Here is an 18,830-nt window from a genome sequence, read left to right on the forward strand (position 1 = left end):
TAAGTAGCTGAAGCAACCTTCTTTTCTTTACTTTGGGACATAAGCTCCGTCCGAAACCACTGAAAAACATATTATAAATATTTGAAAATATGTAAATTAAATCAGAAAAAGGTAGAATAAAATAGAAAAACCCCCCTTAAAATGGTATAATGGAATTGCGACAACCATAACCAAAAAGGGGGTTTCAACCATATGTTAAGAAATCAATCAAAACAATACAGTCTATATTCTATATTATACCACAAGATTCCTGATAATCATATATTGAAACTAATTGATCAAGCTGTGGATTTTAGTTTTGTTAATAAACTTCTTGAAAGTTCTTATTGCAAATATTATGGCCGTCCCGCAAAGGAACCGGAAATGATGATAAGATTGTTGATTTTACAATATTTATATAATCTATCGGATAAAAAAATAATAGAAGAAACTTCTTTAAATCTTGCATCCATGTGGTTTGTTGGCTTAAACCCAGAAGAGGAACTTCCGCATCCAAGTCTTCTTGCTAAATTTAGAGTCCATAGACTACAAGAAGTTACAATGGATGAGATCATAAAAGAAGTTGTAAGACAATGCGTTGAAAAAGGAATTATAAAAGGACATAGTATAAGCATTGATTCTACTCATACACATGCTAATACAGGTAAGTTAGTTCCTGAGAGAGTATTAAAGCACTTAGCTAAAAAAATCCTAAAGAACCTGGAAGAAGAAAAAGGGGCAATACCTGAGGATATTGATGCAAACATTCCTGATTATAAAGCAATCGATGATCACAAAGTAGCCAAAGAAACAATGAAAGCATACTTGGAAGATCTTATGGAGAAAGCAGAAAATCATATAGAAAATCCTGATACTTCTGCTACCGCAGCGGTTATTAATAATGCTCGTGAAATCATATTCGATGAGAAATTTATTCAACAAAAAAGAGTACGTTCATTAGTAGACCAAGATGCAAGAGTGGGAAACAAAAGTAAAACTGATAGTTTTTTTGGATACAAGACAGAATTTATAATGACTACAGGTTCAGAACGTATAATCACTGCGGTAGCAGTACATGATGGAACTTATGTTGACGGAACAGGTTTTAAAGAATTATACGAGCTAACGAAAGAAGCAGGGATTGAAGCAGAAGAAGTTTATGGTGATAAAGCATACTTTAGAAAACCCATTTTAGACTTAATTAAAGAAGATCAAGCAGAAGCTTATATACCTGTTAGTGAATCTGTATATCGTATCGATGAGAGTAAATTTAATTATAATAAAGACTCCGACCAATGGTATTGTAAACATGGAAACAATACAGTAAAAAAGAAAGCAAAAATCAATAAAAGTGGTAAAAAAAGTTTTAGATATACTTTTGACAAAGAAATATGTAAAGATTGTCCACACCGTTCTGAATGTATTAATGGTAAAATGTCCGCAAGAACTTTAGAAGTTGGAGTAAATGCACACGAGTACTACGAGTATAGTCAACGTGCAAAGACTCAAGAGTCTTTAGAAAAATATAAAAACCGTTCCTGTCAAGAGTGGAAAAATGGTGAGATGAAGAGATTTCATGGGTTAGACCGTGCCAAAGGGTATGGTCTAAGAAGCATGGGCATGCAAGCCCGGTTAACGGCATTAGCGGTAAATTTAAAGAGGATAGCCAAGCTGGTATCCTCTTTTTTATTAGATATACTGAATTTTTTGACAAATAAAGGATGTTTAATCTATCTTTATTGAATAAGCCATTTTTTATTGTCTAAAAGATGCTACTTTTTCAGTGGTTTCGCTCCGTCCCCCTGTCCCTCACAACTAACAAAACAACCAATTTTTCTTCAAATAATTAGCAATTTAACATTTTTTCTCTTTTTACGAGCATTTGGTGTAATATTAATGTATAATTTCTAATATATGTATCTAATAGCTTTGGTTATAAGTTAATGTACAAGGGGGGAATTGATTTGGAATTTCTAAATCCAAACGAGAAAATTAGACTAATGAGGAAAAAGTTTCGAGTAAACCAGTCAGAGCTTGAAAACACAAATATGACAAGAGCTTTCATCAGCATGATGGAAAGCGGAAAAAGAAACGTAAGTAAATCCAGTTCTAAGCTTTTAGCAGAAAGATTTAACGAAATAGCTAAAAGGATAAGTGTCAATCTAGACTTAGATGCAGAGTATTTTTCTAGAACTCCAGAGGAGGATGCTAGATACTACTGCGAGAACGAACTTAGAAGTAACGATGGGCTTTCTCTTAAAAAGCTGTACGAGCTTATTGAAATAGAAAAAAGGTTTAATCTAAGAGATTTATTAGCTGAGTGTTATAAAATTGCTGGGGTAATGTACAATAAGGAGAAGGATTACACCAATGCTTTTATAGAACTAAATAATGCTTTAGGGCTTTATAAAGAGTTAAAGGATGAACAGAGTCAAATCACTATTTACCTAGAACTAGGTAGTTGTAAGTATATGAAAAGTAGCTACGAAGATGCAAGTCTTTATTATAAAAATGCTACAACTTATGCCTTAGCGCATAAGGATTACAGAGCTTTTTCAAGATCAAGCAGATCACTAGCCTTATGCTATGCTCGTATGGGAAAATATGATGAGTGTCTATCGATAATAGATAATGAAATATTAAATAGTTCTATAACTCCTGAGGACGACATATTAATAGCTGCAAAATCAGATAAAGCTAATGTCTTATCACTAATTGGTAAAAGCGATGAAGCTGCCAAACAATGCTTTGAATTAATTGAGTTAATAAAAGATAAGTCCCCAAGCAAGTACAGCTCTATGCTTTCATCACTGTACGCTAATATAGGTGAATATTATTACCATAATAAGGATTACGAAAAAAGCTTACAGTACGTAAGCCAAGCTCAAAGCTTAAGGCTGAAATATAATAAAGAAAAACTTTCGATACCATTAACATTAAAAGCAAAGGTATTATATGCTCAAGGGTTGCTTGAAGAAAGCTTGATGCTATTCGATTTAGCTACTGAAATGGCAGAGCAATACAATAGACTAGATCTATTATTAGAGGCCTATAAGGAATTAGCAGATGTCCTATCAGAAAATAAATTATTTGATAAATTAAAACTAAGCATGGAAAAATTGTTAGAAACCTTAGAAACATGTGACACAAAAGAAGGAAAACGTTTCGCACTTTATAAGCTAGTTGAAGCTGCTAATGAAAAAGGCGATCAAACTCTCTGTAATAATTACCTAAAACAATTAAAGGAATTTATATAGAAATTATATTTTCACTTATATAGTGAAATATTGATATAAATGTAATATAATAGTAACATAAATAGTTTGGAGGGATGTTAGTTATGAGAAAGAAATTATCAACTATTATGCTTAGTGTTCTAGTTCTGGGAATTTTAGCTATTCCCGTCAACAATATTACACCTACCAATGGTGGACATATATTCCACACACTGATTGACTGGGTAGACCCAATATAGTAAACATAAAATTAAAGGGGCTGTCGCATTAGCGGTTAAAAACCGTTGATGCTCAGCCCTAATTTTCTAAGAATTTATAAGAGTTACAACTATATTTTAAAACATTTTTTCTGAAAATCTAAAAAATGGCGTACTTTAATAAGCCTTTAAGGTTAAGGCTTATTTTAAAATAATTAGTTTCTTAAAATTTAACTTTATGCACCTTTTTTTAGTGAAAAAAGGTGATTTCCAGTTCTCTCTGATTGTATTTTATTATGTAGCTTGTTTACATTATGTGCCATTGCTAAAAGAATACTTTCGGCCCAAACATTCTGTTTGCCCTTCGAGAGGAATCTTCTGAAGCCCATATCTTGTTTTATCTCTGCAAAAGAGCCTTCAGCTTGAATGCTTCGGTTCATTCTAAGTTGGCAGCCTTCTTCGCTTACAACTCTTTCTAAATCTTTCTTTCTAAGCTTATTAAACAACTTTGAGGTTTCAAGATTTTTAGTTCTTTCTTCCAAAGGTGTCTTGCTGTTATTTCCTTTTATACATTTGCTTTTGTAAGAACAAGAACTGCAATCTTCGCAGGTATATATTGTTTTTTCGCTTATGTATCCAGTTTTACTCTTTCTTTTTATAGTCTTACTAAACATTAACTTTTTATTATTCTTGCAGATATAGTAATCTCCAATTTCATCATAGTCCATATTCTCAATTCTACTAATATCCCTTTGGTATTTTCTTGTTTTAGATATCTCATAGTTTGATGGTTTAATGAAAGAGAGTTGTCCGTTTTTTTCAATAAATAGATAGTTCTCTTCGCTTTCATAGCCAGCGTCAGCAACTATTTTTAGATATTTAAAACTTAGAGATTCTTCCATACTCTTAATAAATGGAATGAGTGTAGGGGTATCCGTTGGCTGATCGCATACGGTGAGCCATACAATATATTCTGAATCAACGCCGTGTTGGACATTGTATCCAGCTTTTAACTGACCATTTCCCATAGCGTCTTCTTTCATTCTCATAAACGTTGAATCATTATCTGTTTTTGAATAGCTATTACGGTTACCGCAAATGTATAACTTTTGCGTGTATTCTTTTAACTTGTTAAGATACTCTTCAAGAGTTTCAATAGATCGCTGTAATGGCATTTTTCTTTTCCCTGATCCGTGCACAAATTCAATATTTCTCTCATATTTCAGAGCGTAAAGCTTTTTTCGCAACTTTTTTATATGCTTCATCTTCACTTTGTCATTGTATATTAGCTTAATTCCATATAGTTCCTCACAGTTAGCTACTAAATTAGCAAATTTAACAAGAAGCTTTTCTAAATTCTTTGTAACTGCCTTTTTACAAACAAAAGTGTATTTATTAGCACAAGCCTCAATTTTTGTACCATCAATAAATATAGCATCTCCAGATATCTCTCCTGCAGCATGAAGACATTCTGTCATTTCGGCTAAGATTCTTTCTGCACATGGTGCAAAATGCAAGCTTCTAAATCTAGCAAATGTTGAATGATGAGGTATTGGTGAATTTTCAAGAAGATACATGAAGTTAATATCACGTCGACAATATTTTTCCATATCTCGTGAAGAATAGATATGGTTCATGTAAGAATAGAGTACAATCTTCAGCATCTGTCGTGGCGTAGCTTGATTTTCCCTAAGTCGGGAATAAGTCGAATATAAATCTGTTAAATCCATCTCCTCTACAAATTGACTTAGCAAACGCACCGAATCATTATCTGAGACCATATAATCAATATTAAATGGAAGTTTTAATTGATAACTTCCTCTATTTAAAGTATAATCTTTATGTAAATTAATATGTTTGGTCATATATTAATTTTACAATAAATCCAGCACTCTTGTGAATGCTGGATTTATTTTTATGCAAAAAAAGAAGCTGTGCACTAAATACTTAGTGCGACAGCCCCTTTTTTCTGTATTCAAAAGTTTAATTTTACTATAATTCGTAAGCGTAAAAATTTTAGTATCTTTAATAACTTCAAAAATAATATTAAAATATCCTAGTAAGGCAATAAGATGCTTTACTAGGATTAATTTATGGCCTATCTTTAATTTTCATATTTTCAGGGATCTTTTCTGACCAAGGCATAAGAGCTTCTAAGCTTTCTCTGTCGGATACATCTATCTTTGATAGATTATCAAATAAATAAACTAAGTACCTTTCAATAACTAGTTTATTAGCTTTGGCAGTTTCAACAATGCTATAAATATTAGCACTATAAGTTGCTCCTTTAGCAGTATTGGCAAAAATAAAGTTCTTACGACCGATAACGAAAGGCTTAATTGCTCTTACAGCAGCATTATTATCAACCTCTAAAACCATCCAATAAAACATTTTTTAATCCTAGTAAGTGTTTTTCAGCATAATCAAGTGACTTACCTAAATGACTTCTTGGAAGAGCATCTTTAATTTCTCTTTCAACATATTCAATAAAGTTGTCTAGAACTGGAGCTAGCTTTTCAGATCTTGATTTAAATCTGATATCATAGTAATTTTCTTCATTCGAATAAGCCTCTATATTGTCTTTATCAGTGCTTAATGAAACTTCATGAAAAATAGTTGTTGAAGAGTTGATTTTTTCTAATCTCCTTCTATGATAATAAAATTGGCTTCTGGTAAGCTCATTTTCTATACAAAACTCTTTCAATGTTACTGTACCTTTATATGAATCAAACTTATTAACATATCGCTCCTAAGCGGCATTATCTAATTTTCTAGACATAAATATCCTCCCATTGATAATCTTTTTCCTTGATTTTATCAATAGGAGGACATGTTATCTAGGTACTTAATTTTTTACGCTTACAATTATATATTGAAAAAAGGCAACATAAAAAGTGCATAAATCCCTACATTTTGATGTTGGAACTTTTATGCACTTTCATATTAACATTTACACTATTTACAAAGAAAGATTATCATCATTAACAATTCCATTCTACATCAATTTTAAACACAAAAGATTTAGCTTTTACCGATAAACAAACCATGGAAAGATTATTACAAACCTCAGAAAGATATGATATAAGGAGAAAGACTCTTCCCACTTTATAAGCTAGTCGAAGCAGCTAATGAACAGGAGAATCAACCGGTCTGTAATAATTACCTAAAACAATTAAATAAATTCATATAGAAATTATATTTTCATATATATATAGTGAAATATTGATAGAAATATAATATTCCTTTATCCAGACTTTGAATATCAAAGTCTTAGTTTTTTAACAAAAGCCAACTAACTACCAACATTTTTGAATTAATTCCGATTTGCATAATTATAATTATTATTAAGATTATATATGTAAATTCAAATGACTTATAACTGTAATTCTTTGAATTTTCATATATAACTTATATTTAAAGAAATTTTATTCATCAAAAATAATATTCTCGAAAATTACGACAAAGCAATACTACTTTGTCAATTTTATAATTATAAAATTCTAGTATTTATCAAAACTTCGCTTATCTTTGAAGCTATGATACTATGGCCCTTTTCCGTAAAATGTATTCCATCAAAAATAAATATTTCCGACTTCTCTTGTTTTAATAATTCACTGTTACAATTAACTAAATAAAAATTATTATTTTTTTTCAACAAGTCACTAAGTTTATCTATGTATCTATTAATTCTTACATTAGTAAGATAATCCAATTGAATAAAAGGCGCTAATACCACAACTTTTATCCCGTGAGAATTTAAAGATGTTATAATTTCCTCCATAGAATCTATGTAATCCTTTATATTTGTAACAGGTTCAACCCTTAATATTTTAGCAACTAAGTGTTTGATAAAAGATTTAAGCAATAATTTAAATCTATTAAAATAACTATAGTTCAGTCGTTCTACATTTCTTAACTTCATATCTATGTTAGAGCTTGAATACTTTAAATTAAATCTCCTGCTTAATGTTTTCTTTATTTTTATATCCACATCAGTAGTTCCAAATTGCAGTATTACTATGTCTGGTTTCACTTTAATTACTTTTTTATCTAAATACTTCTTTGCTCTAGTAATAGGGAATCCCCCTAAACTTACAATCTCATTATCATAAATATTATTTTTACTAGAAAGACTATCGAGTAGTTGATTAAAAAAAGATACATTAGATTCATGTGGAAACCCCTCAATTAGACATGCACCAAATCCTACAATTTTCATATAAATGTTGCCTCCGTAATAAAATAGCTTTTTGTATAATTAAAATTATAATTCTAATTATACAAAAAGCAATAAAATATTACAATATCACACAAAATAACACATTATTTATTTTATAGCATATTAAAAGAGCTACGATGGATTACACTATTCCCCAAAATTATAATCATAGAATATCTCTCATACCTACTAAACTTACAATTCTAAAAAAAATCTAAAATAAACTTCCAAACTCTCTACTTAAAGCTTCTAGAGCATGGTATATAACATGATGCATATCATAGTATTTATAATCAGCTAATCTGCCGCCAAATATAACATTCTTCTCTTTATCAGCAAGATCTTTGTATAATTTAAAAATGTTACTGTTCCTGTCATCATTCACAGGATAATATGGTTCATCTCCAACTTTCCACTCTGATGGATATTCTTTTGTAATTACAGTTTTCTCTTGATTTCCAAATTCGAAATGTTTATGTTCTATTATTCTTGTATATGGAGTCTCTCTATCAGTATAGTTAACAACAGCATTTCCTTGGTAATTTTCTTTTTCTAATATTTCATGTTTAAATTCCAGACTTCTGTACTGCAAGAGACCAAATTTATAATTATAGAACTCATCAATCATACCTGTAAAAACTATCTTATCTGCCATCATTTCAAACTTTTCTCTATCACTAAAGAAATCGGTACTCAGTTTCACGTCTACATCTTTAAGCATCTTTTCTATTATAATATTATATCCGCCTTCAGGAATCCCCTGATATTTATCATCAAAATAATTATTATCATATGTAAACCTAACAGGTAGTCTCTTAATTATAAAAGAGGGTAAATCAATTGTACTTCGTCCCCATTGCTTCTCTGTATATCCCTTTATTAGCTTCTCATAAATATCAAATCCAACAAGTGAGATAGCTTGCTCCTCTAAGTTTTTAGGTATATTTATAGAATACTCTTTTTTCTGTTCCTCTATCTTATTTTTAGCTTCCTGTGGAGTTATAACTCCCCATAACTTGTTAAATGTATTCATATTAAATGGTAAGTTATATATTTCCCCTTTATAATTAGCTATAGGCGAATTAATATATCTATTAAACGTTGCAAACTGATTGATGTAATCCCATATTTTTTTATTACTTGTATGAAAAATGTGAGCTCCATATTTATGTACATTTATTCCTTCTATGTTTTCGCAATAAATATTTCCACCTATGTGATCTCTTCTATCAATTACTAAACACTTCTTGTTGAGTTTACTAGCCTCATATGCAAAAACTGATCCGAATAACCCAGCTCCTACTATTAAATAATCATATTTTTTAGCCATTTATATACACCATCACTTTCTAAGAAATTATAACAACTTATCTAGGGAACTTACTACTTATTACTAATCAATAATATTCTTATGCAACATCGGTTTTATCCTTTATAATAACAAATAAACGTGAAATAAGTTTAGATTTTAAAGAAATTATACATGTAATATATACAAAAGATCCAGCTATTATTTGAACAATAGTCGTTACCATACCAGATCCAAGTTTATTTCCAATAATTCTTATGGCAACAAACATAATAACCCCACTAATAAAATATTTAATTATTTCACTTAAAGTTTTAAATATGTTTACCTCTTTCCTAATTATTATAACTTGCACTGTTGTAACAACTGCTTCAGAAATAACTGTTGATATTGAAGCCCCAAATGACTTATACAGTCTTATAAAAAAAACATTTAATATTATATTCACAATAGCACCAAATGTGACAGATAGTGTAAAAGCCTTATTTTTACCTGTAGGCACCAAATACTGTATTCCCAACACATTACTCCATGCTATGAAAAAAACTATTGGACTTATAATAATAATATTATTAGTGCATTGTAAAAATTCTTTTCCAAAAAACCAAGGAACAAATTCTTTAGCTATTCCTGCTAACCCAAACATAATTGCAATTGATAATAAAGAAACGAAATTCAGTGATTGAATTATATAATAGCTTACCTTTTTCAAGTTTCCTTTTGCAAATGTATTAGATATCCTTGGCAACATAACAGTCCCAAGTGATGTAACTATAGCCAAGGTCATCTTAACTATCTTGTCTGAATTCTCATATATCCCCACATCACCCTTAGTGGCAATAGATCCAATCATTGTTTTATTTAGAAGTACATATATTTGAATAGCGATTTGTGGGATAAATAGTGATAAACATGGAATAAAATGTGACCTTATCATTTTGATATTTATCTTCACTAAACTCACAGTACTTTTTAAATAAAACCACATTATAGCCTGTCCTAAAATAGCTGTTGAACCAAGAATTAAGACATATATCCATAGATCCGAACTTTTTTTAACGAATACAAATACTAAAACAAGCCCAATTATTTTTATTATAGTATTTCGTGTCACTGTCTTTTTAAATTGCTCTAACCCCATAAAAAGCCACGATATATCTACTGCTGCAGCAATTAGATATAATGATTGAATTAAGTATATATACCTATCCTCTTCTACAAAATATATAGTAAACACAATATACCCTATGCTTGCTAAAGTACACATAAAAAGCTGTAAGCAATATATACTAAAAAAATCTTCACTTAACTTTTTCTTATTCTCCCTAACAGTAGCAATTACCCTATTACCATACAGCGTGATTCCCATCATTCCAAACAGTACAAAATATTGAACAATAGATAACGTATAGGAATTGGTTCCTACACCTTCTTTTCCAAGTACTCTTGATACATATGGCACTGTTATAAGCGGAATTATTAGAGTTACTATTTGGTATAACATATTGTAAATATAGTTTTTTGCTATTTCCATTCTGTTACTCCTATTAAAATAAAATATTATCAAATATCTTCTGGGAACTCAATCTTTGGGTTGAAAAAGATGCCTTTTATAAAACCTTGTAAAATAACTTTTACTTTTTTTATTTTGGAATCATTTTTTCTTATAATGACCTTTGTTATACTCTTAATAACATAATTTAAGTAATTCACATAGCTACTTAAACCACTTTTTCGAGATGTATATGATTTATTTCTATACTCATAAAAGTACCTGTCAACCCTAGACTTTTCCTCTGAAACTATATTCACATCACAATTTTGATTCATTTTATGCGTTACAACACTATCAGTAACCAAATACCCTGGTGCTAAAGTCGCTAATCTCTTTGTATACTCTACATCATCACCCCAAATAAAAAACTGACTAATTGGATATCCCACCTTCTCTATATCTTGTCTCTTTATTAACAACGATACAAAAGATGTACTCTTTAACTTAGTCAATCCAAATTTCAGCATATAATTCCAATCATGTGTAACTTCTGGAATATTCATTAAGCAAGCCTTATTATCTTTCCAAACTACATTACTACAAAGAAAACTCCAATTTTCTAGCTCATTCAAACTAACTTTACCTAATAAGTTTTCAAGTGCATCAGGTTCTGGTATTGTATCATCATCCATAATCCATATGTAATCACAATTGGACGCATAAGCAATTTTTAATCCTTGATTAAATCCGCCTGCTCCTCCAATATTTTTTTCCATATTATAAGCTTCTAAGTTATTATATTTTTTACTAAGATCATTTAGCAATTTATCAGTTCCATCAGTGCTACAATTATTCACTACTAGTATCTTATCAATACTGCATGTTTGATTTACCAATGCACTAATGTTTTCTTTAAGTAGTTCTTTTCTATTATAAGTTACGACAACTACGCATGTAGATTTTTTAATCAAAAATATACCTCCTTATAGTATAACAAATATATAGTCTCTAACACTATTATATTATTAATTCAATCGAAAAAGTAAGATTCTATACTTCATCAGGCATTACTTATATAATTCGATAAAATTTAATTTCTGTTTTAAATTTAAAACTTCTAACCAAAGAGGACAAACAAACAATGCTATACTCTTTGGTAAAATAGTAACAATAACTTCAAATCAGTTATTTTATAATTAGTGTATTATTAACACTTATAATATCTTAGTGGTAGTATATTTATTGCTAGTATTATTAATTTTATAATTATTTGCAGTAGGCAAATCATGATGTATTAACAACATCTAATAACAAAATAGGTCATAGAATGCTACCCTATTTACGTACAATACTTTTTTTACATATAAAAGATATTAATAAATATTACTCTTCCTGCTTCTTATTTTATCTTCTACTAGTGCCGAAAAATTATAAATAAAAAAGTAACTTGCAAGAATTACACTTTGTACTTTATGAAAAATACATTTTTTCGGCTCTATTTTTAAAAACATCATAGTACCGTATTAAGATTCCATAAACAACAAAAAAGATTATTAACCTGTTATATTGTATTGGTTCTGAAATCAAAAATAAAATTAACCACGAAAGTAAGATTAGACTTCCAATTTTATTTTTTAAATATAAATCTTTAAAGTAATAATAAATACCTGTAACGTAAACCATCAAGAAGTAAAGTCCACCTTGATACATTAATAGTGTTAATCCATTACTACTTCCCCAGTTAGAACCTAAACCATTTCCTCTAAGGTCAGAAGATTCCAAAAAAATTATAGCATTAAGATTATCGAACCCCCATCCTGCAATAATCCTTTCTTTAAATAACTTTAATCCTAACAAAAAATCTTCTTGTCTTATTCCATAAGATAATTTCCCAAAGCCTTGCACTTTCGATATATATATATATATCGCAACAACTCCACAAGCAAAAGTTATTATAGGAATAAAGATATTTTTTAATAATTTTATTAATCTATTATCAAATTTCAAAGTATAGAACTTCACCAAAAAAATCGCAACTACAAAAATTAAAGCTGTTGTCGACATTGTTGTAAACAAATTAAAACATGCCACTATAACTGCTATCAATCTTATTTTATCTCTATAAAATAATTCATTAACTAAAAATAAAGATATGTACATGCCAAGATAACATGGTTCGTAAAAAATACCATTATTTCTAATAAACAACTTATCACTAATATATACAATCTGATGGTAGTATGATAAGTTCATATATGAAGTATAGGTATTCACATTAAACCCACTATTCTGAACAATATTATGAGGTATATTTATATTCAATATAAATATAATTATATAGAGAATGAAACATATATAATTGTAGTGATATAACACTTTTGTAAGACAGGTTAATATGCTTACTTTTTTCTTATAAAGAAATAATGCAACCAAAAATAATAATATTAAATTTCTCAAGAAGTAAGTATACCCATCAAAAGATTCACTATAAAATACCAACTCAAATGACAAATAAGCAATAACAAATCCTACAGGAATTAATAACTTAAAAGTGTCAAGCAAATAATCTTTAATTAAAACCAATAAAATTACCATCGCTACTGCTATATATATTATTTCAAAATACTTACCATAAAAATAAGGCCATATTCCACCACTAAATATTATTATCAAAAAGCCAATAATATAGACTATCATATTATCCGTCTTATCCTTTAGCATGTAACCTTTTCCTCTCCATAAATACTTTTATAATTAAAAATATAAAAAGCTATAATTATTTTAGCTTTTTATAATTTTCTCATAAACATTAACTAGTTTTTCTATGTGTTTATTGATAGAATAATCTTTACTCCAGAACTGGTCATAAGAATTTCTGCCTAACCTGTCAATTAAAGAGTCATCATTACATAGTCTCATCTTTTCTACTAAACTATCTAAATTATTTCTCTCAAACAAGAAGCCATTCTCATTATCCTTAACTACCTCAATAGCTGTACAAGTATCTGATAAAATTACTGGAATTCCCTTAGCCTGACTTTCTAGGACAGTCAGCGGCATCCCCTCATACCATAATGCAGGAAAAACAAGCGCTCTAGCCATAGAAAGATATTCTTGAACCTTATCCTTATCCACCCAACCAGTTATTTCTGCATTAGGATATATTTCCTTTATCTCATCTGCGCAATCGCCTTCTCCTACAAATATAATATTACATCCAATCTCTTTTGCAGCTTTTGCTAAAAGTATAACACCTTTTTCTTTTGAAAGCCTTCCCACGAATATAAAGCAATTATTTTTACTAGCATTAACTCTATTTTGTTTTGAGATATTTATAGGGTTATCTATAGAATAGTAATTGGCATCACTGGGTAAATATGGTTTTAATACATCTCTACCAAGCTGTGATATATATATATAATTCTTTATCCCACTAGGACTATATGCTAATTTATTTTCTACAAATGTCCTAATAACCCTCCAAAACTTATGAAAGTAACTTCTAGAATCACAGTGGCATACTATACACTTCATAGACATTGGTTTTATATTATTGCATATCTCATGCTTTTGATAATTATAAAACCCTCCATTAGGACAGACAATAAAATAATGATGAAATGTAAATGCTACCTTAAATTTATTCTTTATAGCCTCTCTAATGATACTCGCTGATATTGCTTTCTGCCATAAATGCAGATGTATTACAGTGTCTTTTGGATTAAACTCTAATAAAAGTTTCTTAAATTCTCGCCTAGCTTCGAAATTCCAAATTCCTTGAATAGAAGCCGCTGCAATATTTTTTTGTTTTACCAACGATTGCTGATTTAAACATACAACTTTAATATTCGGATGAACTAATTCCTTACAAACCGGACCAACTGCTGAAAAATAAGTAACTTTAACACCTCTCTCAGCCAATCCCACAGCACTTTCTATAGCTACTTTTTCTGACCCTCCGCTTGGAAATGCAAAATCACAAATTATTATTACATTTAAATTTTCCATATTATTTTCCTCATCATTAACAGTAATTTTTTATGCTATAAAATCTAATAATAGATATAATAAATGAACCATCATAAAATACCTATTACACTTCTTAAATATATAATTTCTTAAATTTATGAAGTTTTATTATAGTACACTAATTCAACATTTTGAATCATATTATCAATCGTAAATTTAGAGCTATACATCTTTAAGCTTTCTTCTGAATATCTTGTCAGCTTTTCTTGATCAGTTATCATTCCTACTAGTTTATGAAAACCTTGCTCTATATTTCCTTTTTCAAACAATTCCCCATTTACTCCTTCTATTACTATTTCATTATTTCCTATCACATTAGTAGCTAATATTGGTTTTCCACATGCTATAGCCTCAACAAGAGAATATGGCAACCCTTCATATAACGATGTTATCATATATATATCAAATACACTAATAATTTCTGAAATATCATCTCTGAACCCTAGTAGTTTTATTCTATCTTCCATATTGTTCTGCTTCAATATTTTCCTAATGTCCAATGATAACTCTCCGTCGCCTACATATATAAATTTAACATTGGGCATATGATTGCATACTTTTATAGCAATTTTTATAAAAGTAAAAGGATCCTTCTGAACCTCTAGTCTTGAAGCAACGCCAACTATAAAATCTTCTCTTGAAAGTCCTAATTCATTTCTTTTACTATGTATATTACCTATATCTGATATTATATTTTCTATCCCATTATATATCACTTTAGACTTTTGTTTTTCTATAAGTTTTGATTGAACCGCAAACTGTTTTTCTCCATTTGATACATTTATTGTGGTAGTAGTAAGTCTTGCTAAAAGTTTTTCTATTATATAGAAGATATTTCTTTTAAGATTACCTATATTAGGGTTTTGAATCACATAAGCATGAGGTGTATATATAATCTTAGGAACTCTATTGATATATGCAATTAACCTTCCAATTCCACCAGCTTTTGAACTATGGCAATGAACTATATCTGGCTTAACTTTCCTAACTATGTTATTTATTTTCAAAAAACTTTTTATATCTTCAAAAAAGTTTAGATTCCTCACCATTTTCACATTATATGTACTTATATTTTTGGATAGTACTTTTATATTATCTATAAATATATCATCAGCCCTAATATCTGAATATATAAAATGTACTTCGAACTTATCTTTATCTATGTTATTAATTAGGTCTAAAACATTTTTTCTAAGGCCTCCACTTGTGGCTTCAGAAATATACAACAACTTTAACTTTCTATCCAATTTAACAACCTCTTTCTATCACATAAAGATAAACTTACTATCAATTACCCTACATTGCTCCATCCTTCTTAATAACTGACATTACAGTTTTAAATATAAGTTTTATATCAAGCCAAGTAGTTCTATTGTCAATATAGTACATATCCATTTTTACTCTTTCTTCATAACTAGTACTACTTCTTCCATTAGCCTGCCAGTAGCCTGTAAGACCTGGTTTGACAGTAAAAAGTTTTTCAGCATGTGCTCCATACTTTACCACTTCCTTTTGTACAATAGGTCTTGGTCCAACAACGCTTAAATCACCTTTTATTATATTAATAAGTTGTGGTAACTCATCTAAGCTTGTCTTCCTAAGAAATTTTCCTAGCTTTGTTATCCTAGGATCATTATCTAACTTAAAATTTTTTTCAAACTCAGCCTTTTGTTCCGGTGTGAAATTATTAAAAACTTCAGCAGCATTATAAACCATTGTCCTAAACTTATATACTTTAAACAATTTACCACACTTACCCAATCTACTGTGTTCAAAAAATATTGGTCCTTTAGAATCTAGTTTTATTGCTACGCATATAATTAATAGTACTGGCGATATGGTTACTAAAAGTATCAACGCACTAAAAAAATCAAATAATCTCTTAATATATAAATAAATGAATTCATTTACCCCTATATCAGAATTATCTTTAATCTCATCATAATGTTTCTTTTCATTAAAATCCACTTCATCTTCTAATAAAGAATTTTCAATACCTGAAGCCATGTAATCATCCCCCTGCAAAATTAAATATTTCCTATTTAAATCTTATCTATCTTATAAATTTATATTTTTATATGTCATATTTTTTATTATTTTATTTCATTTAAATTATAAGCTCATATTTTGCAGCTGTCCAACCACAACGAAGCTCTATTTTTGTCATTTTTTTCTTTTATTACGTTATTTTTTTTAATTTAATTATATTTAAAACTCACTAATGTATCTTACCATGAAAATACTACATTTTAAAGTAAAATTATGTACCTGATGAAATTTCTATAATAAAATCTCATAAATTTCATGTCGAATCTTTTGTGTTTATTCATAATTATAAGGTTATCTTTTTGTACAAAAGCACAACAAATTATTATTCCACATTCTACTATTTTACAATAAAACACATACTTTTCCTCTCTATCGCAATTAACTTCCAACCACTTACAACATATTAAACTATAGCAACTGTTGTGTCACATCTACGAATGTTGTTATGTCAATATTGTTATCTTTTCATCTCTATAGTATCAGAAAGACTTTCCTTTAATTGATTTTTTAGATATTTACTTTTCGTATTTAAAGAATCGTAGGCTTCTCTATGTCTTGCCGATAGTGCTTCTAGTTGCTTTTTGTAACTTGCACCGTCCTTAGCTTTAATATCTTGTAAGTAATCATAGTAGGTTTTATAAGCATCAAAGTAGTACTTTTCTCCATCTACAACCTCATTCCAAAGACTTATTGCATCTTCCTTCTCTCCAAGCTTCCCTTTTATATAAGCCATGTCCCACTTAAGGTTAAGATTTTCTCTATCACAGCTTATTGCTTTTTCTAGATTTATTTCAAGCTGCTTAAGCAATTTAGAGTCTTGGTTATATGAGTATTGCTGTTTGTAACTATCACTTATCACTTCATAATATCTACTATCTTTAAATAATGCTGTTTTTGTAATGTTTCTTCCTGTAGAGTAATTACCATATTTAGTAAAATAATTCCCTAATTTAATAATTCCTTCATTGTATAGTATCAATACTAAAAATATACTCAAGCTGCATAGTGAAGCCATTGCTACCTTATCACTTACATTAAATTCAAAGTCGTTTTTCAGCTCTAAAGATAAAGGAAGTAGCCATAAGGCAAATATACTCGCAAAAGAAAAATCGAAATCTAAAAAACTATGGAGAAAAATCAGTACAAATATGACTAAGTTTAACACTTCAAGAGGCTGCCTATCTGTTATCTTCTTAAAACTTTTTACAACTCCATATATAAGTAATAATAAAAATGGTATAATGCCTAATATTCCTATATCAAAGCCTATCTGAAGCAGTGAATTATGAACATACTTCACATCGTAGTATGCGGATTGAAGGTAATATTGATATTTACTGAAGGTATTAATTCCGTGACCTAAAGGTTTGGACTTAATTGCCCTCATTGTGTCCTCAAAGATTATGAATCTTTCTTGCATTGAGCCATTATTTATGGATATATTTCTTACTCTTTCAATACTGTTACTTCCACTTATTGAAGCTATAGCAATTATTAAAATAATTGATGCTACTAAAATAACTACATTTCTACTTTTTTTAGAATTATCACTTATTTTCTTCTCAAAAAGCATATATAGATAAATTAATATTGGTGCAAGAAGAAACCCAATAATGGATAGCTCGGCTACTAATATGTACAAAATAGTTGATACTAATATATTGCAGATATGTGTTATGCTTTTAGATTTCCATGCTGCAAAAATTATGTAGACAAACATATAAACTAAAGTATTTCTTGAACCCGTAAAAAGTATTGAACTTATAAAAATAATATCAATTGGGACTTTGTAACCATCATATTCCCTTATATTGTTTATATGTATAAGGATCAAAAGTGATAGTGCAAAAGTATTTGCGTAACCGACAAGTCCAAAGATTCTCAGCTTCAAAAATACACCTTCATATACTATGAATATAACTGATAACACAGCCATTATGTAAACAGTATATTTCATTATGTCATCTTTTCTCTTGTGATCCTTTAAATATGAATAAATCACATAATAAAATATTGGTGCTAGATATAGACTAAGTCCGTTTAATGCTAGTATTGAAAATTTAGTTACAGCAGAAATTACTGATAAAAAAAGCAGTGAAATCAATAAAAATATTATTACTTTATTTAGCCTAATCTTTTTTCTTCTTAGCAATATATACATTAGTGAAACAAGTGTTAACAATATGTTTCCACCATCAAAACCTATAATGGTGTACGGAATTATAAATGGCATTATAAAAATCAATAGTTCTATAATCAATGCATGTCCCCCTTTAAAAGTCAAAATCATATAAAATACTTTAACATTATTATTTCA

General features: G+C 29.1%; 15 protein-coding genes and 1 pseudogene. 3 read left to right on the forward strand and 13 right to left on the reverse strand.

Annotated features, from left to right (window positions below):
- Window positions 1–192: 192 nt before the first annotated feature.
- The 3 genes from C1I91_RS25660 (at window position 193) to C1I91_RS28430 (ending at window position 3,454) form a co-directional block, all read left to right on the forward strand.
- Complete coding sequence (locus C1I91_RS25660) at window positions 193–1,722, forward strand: IS1182 family transposase (RefSeq protein WP_128215467.1); 1,530 nt, start codon at window positions 193–195, stop codon at window positions 1,720–1,722.
- 221 nt (window positions 1,723–1,943) lie between these two features.
- The gene (locus tag C1I91_RS25665; protein WP_128215468.1) at window positions 1,944–3,236 is read left to right on the forward strand and encodes a helix-turn-helix transcriptional regulator; all 1,293 of its coding nucleotides are present in this window, start codon (window positions 1,944–1,946) and stop codon (window positions 3,234–3,236) included.
- 74 nt (window positions 3,237–3,310) lie between these two features.
- On the forward strand, window positions 3,311–3,454 hold the full coding sequence (locus C1I91_RS28430) for a hypothetical protein (RefSeq protein ID WP_164880665.1): 144 nt from the start codon (window positions 3,311–3,313) through the stop codon (window positions 3,452–3,454).
- Window positions 3,455–3,648: 194 nt separating this feature from the next.
- Here the strand turns inward: C1I91_RS28430 and C1I91_RS25670 are convergent, their stop codons facing one another.
- The 13 genes and pseudogenes from C1I91_RS25670 to C1I91_RS25725 all read right to left on the reverse strand — a co-directional run bounded on the left by C1I91_RS25670 (window position 3,649) and on the right by C1I91_RS25725 (window position 18,773).
- Complete coding sequence (locus C1I91_RS25670) at window positions 3,649–5,277, reverse strand: IS1182 family transposase (protein ID WP_128215469.1); 1,629 nt, start codon at window positions 5,275–5,277, stop codon at window positions 3,649–3,651.
- 226 nt (window positions 5,278–5,503) lie between these two features.
- Window positions 5,504–5,668, reverse strand: coding sequence for a transposase domain-containing protein (locus C1I91_RS29890; protein WP_420808488.1), 165 nt, complete (start codon window positions 5,666–5,668; stop codon window positions 5,504–5,506).
- A pseudogene (locus C1I91_RS29895) lies at window positions 5,641–5,785 on the reverse strand (IS66 family transposase); the annotation flags it as partial. The gene C1I91_RS29890 and the pseudogene C1I91_RS29895, both read right to left, overlap by 28 nt.
- Complete coding sequence (locus C1I91_RS25680; RefSeq protein ID WP_128215471.1) at window positions 5,775–6,116, reverse strand: hypothetical protein; 342 nt, start codon at window positions 6,114–6,116, stop codon at window positions 5,775–5,777. The gene C1I91_RS25680 and the pseudogene C1I91_RS29895, both read right to left, overlap by 11 nt.
- A 786-nt stretch (window positions 6,117–6,902) precedes the next feature.
- A complete protein-coding gene (locus C1I91_RS25685) occupies window positions 6,903–7,631 on the reverse strand; it encodes an SGNH/GDSL hydrolase family protein (protein ID WP_128215472.1) in 729 nt (242 codons plus the stop codon).
- Between the two features lie 214 nt (window positions 7,632–7,845).
- The gene (gene glf, locus C1I91_RS25690) at window positions 7,846–8,961 is read right to left on the reverse strand and encodes a UDP-galactopyranose mutase (protein ID WP_128215473.1); all 1,116 of its coding nucleotides are present in this window, start codon (window positions 8,959–8,961) and stop codon (window positions 7,846–7,848) included.
- A gap of 79 nt (window positions 8,962–9,040) precedes the next feature.
- Window positions 9,041–10,474, reverse strand: a complete 1,434-nt coding sequence (locus C1I91_RS25695) for a flippase (RefSeq protein ID WP_128215474.1) — start codon at window positions 10,472–10,474, stop codon at window positions 9,041–9,043.
- 29 nt (window positions 10,475–10,503) lie between these two features.
- Window positions 10,504–11,406 (reverse strand): glycosyltransferase family 2 protein, encoded by a 903-nt coding sequence (locus C1I91_RS25700; protein WP_160674484.1) that lies wholly within the window; start codon window positions 11,404–11,406, stop codon window positions 10,504–10,506.
- Between the two features lie 499 nt (window positions 11,407–11,905).
- Window positions 11,906–12,688 carry a hypothetical protein gene (locus C1I91_RS25705; protein WP_128215476.1) on the reverse strand — a complete coding sequence of 261 codons (783 nt, stop codon included), beginning with the start codon at window positions 12,686–12,688 and terminating at the stop codon, window positions 11,906–11,908.
- A gap of 528 nt (window positions 12,689–13,216) precedes the next feature.
- On the reverse strand, window positions 13,217–14,443 hold the full coding sequence (locus tag C1I91_RS25710; protein WP_128215477.1) for a glycosyltransferase family 4 protein: 1,227 nt from the start codon (window positions 14,441–14,443) through the stop codon (window positions 13,217–13,219).
- Between the two features lie 116 nt (window positions 14,444–14,559).
- Window positions 14,560–15,711, reverse strand: a complete 1,152-nt coding sequence (locus C1I91_RS25715; RefSeq protein WP_128215478.1) for a glycosyltransferase family 4 protein — start codon at window positions 15,709–15,711, stop codon at window positions 14,560–14,562.
- Window positions 15,712–15,760: 49 nt separating this feature from the next.
- Entirely contained in the window at window positions 15,761–16,471 is a 711-nt protein-coding gene (locus C1I91_RS25720; protein WP_128215479.1) for a sugar transferase, read from the reverse strand.
- Between the two features lie 499 nt (window positions 16,472–16,970).
- Window positions 16,971–18,773, reverse strand: coding sequence for an O-antigen ligase family protein (locus C1I91_RS25725; RefSeq protein WP_160674495.1), 1,803 nt, complete (start codon window positions 18,771–18,773; stop codon window positions 16,971–16,973).
- Between the last annotated feature and the right edge of the window lie 57 nt (window positions 18,774–18,830).

Source organism: Clostridium manihotivorum (assembly GCF_004015185.1).
GTDB classification, from domain to species: Bacteria; Bacillota; Clostridia; order Clostridiales; family Clostridiaceae; genus Clostridium_AR; species Clostridium_AR manihotivorum.

Coding starts and splice junctions, on each gene's coding strand:
- C1I91_RS25685 (WP_128215472.1), bottom strand. CDS start 7,631: ATGAAAATTGTAGGATTTGGTGCATGTCTAATTGAGGGGTTTCCACAT.
- C1I91_RS25695 (WP_128215474.1), bottom strand. CDS start 10,474: ATGGAAATAGCAAAAAACTATATTTACAATATGTTATACCAAATAGTA.
- glf (WP_128215473.1), bottom strand. CDS start 8,961: ATGGCTAAAAAATATGATTATTTAATAGTAGGAGCTGGGTTATTCGGA.
- C1I91_RS28430 (WP_164880665.1), top strand. CDS start 3,311: ATGTTAGTTATGAGAAAGAAATTATCAACTATTATGCTTAGTGTTCTA.
- C1I91_RS25660 (WP_128215467.1), top strand. CDS start 193: ATGTTAAGAAATCAATCAAAACAATACAGTCTATATTCTATATTATAC.
- C1I91_RS25705 (WP_128215476.1), bottom strand. CDS start 12,688: ATGAACTTATCATACTACCATCAGATTGTATATATTAGTGATAAGTTG.
- C1I91_RS25720 (WP_128215479.1), bottom strand. CDS start 16,471: ATGGCTTCAGGTATTGAAAATTCTTTATTAGAAGATGAAGTGGATTTT.
- C1I91_RS25670 (WP_128215469.1), bottom strand. CDS start 5,277: ATGACCAAACATATTAATTTACATAAAGATTATACTTTAAATAGAGGA.
- C1I91_RS25710 (WP_128215477.1), bottom strand. CDS start 14,443: ATGGAAAATTTAAATGTAATAATAATTTGTGATTTTGCATTTCCAAGC.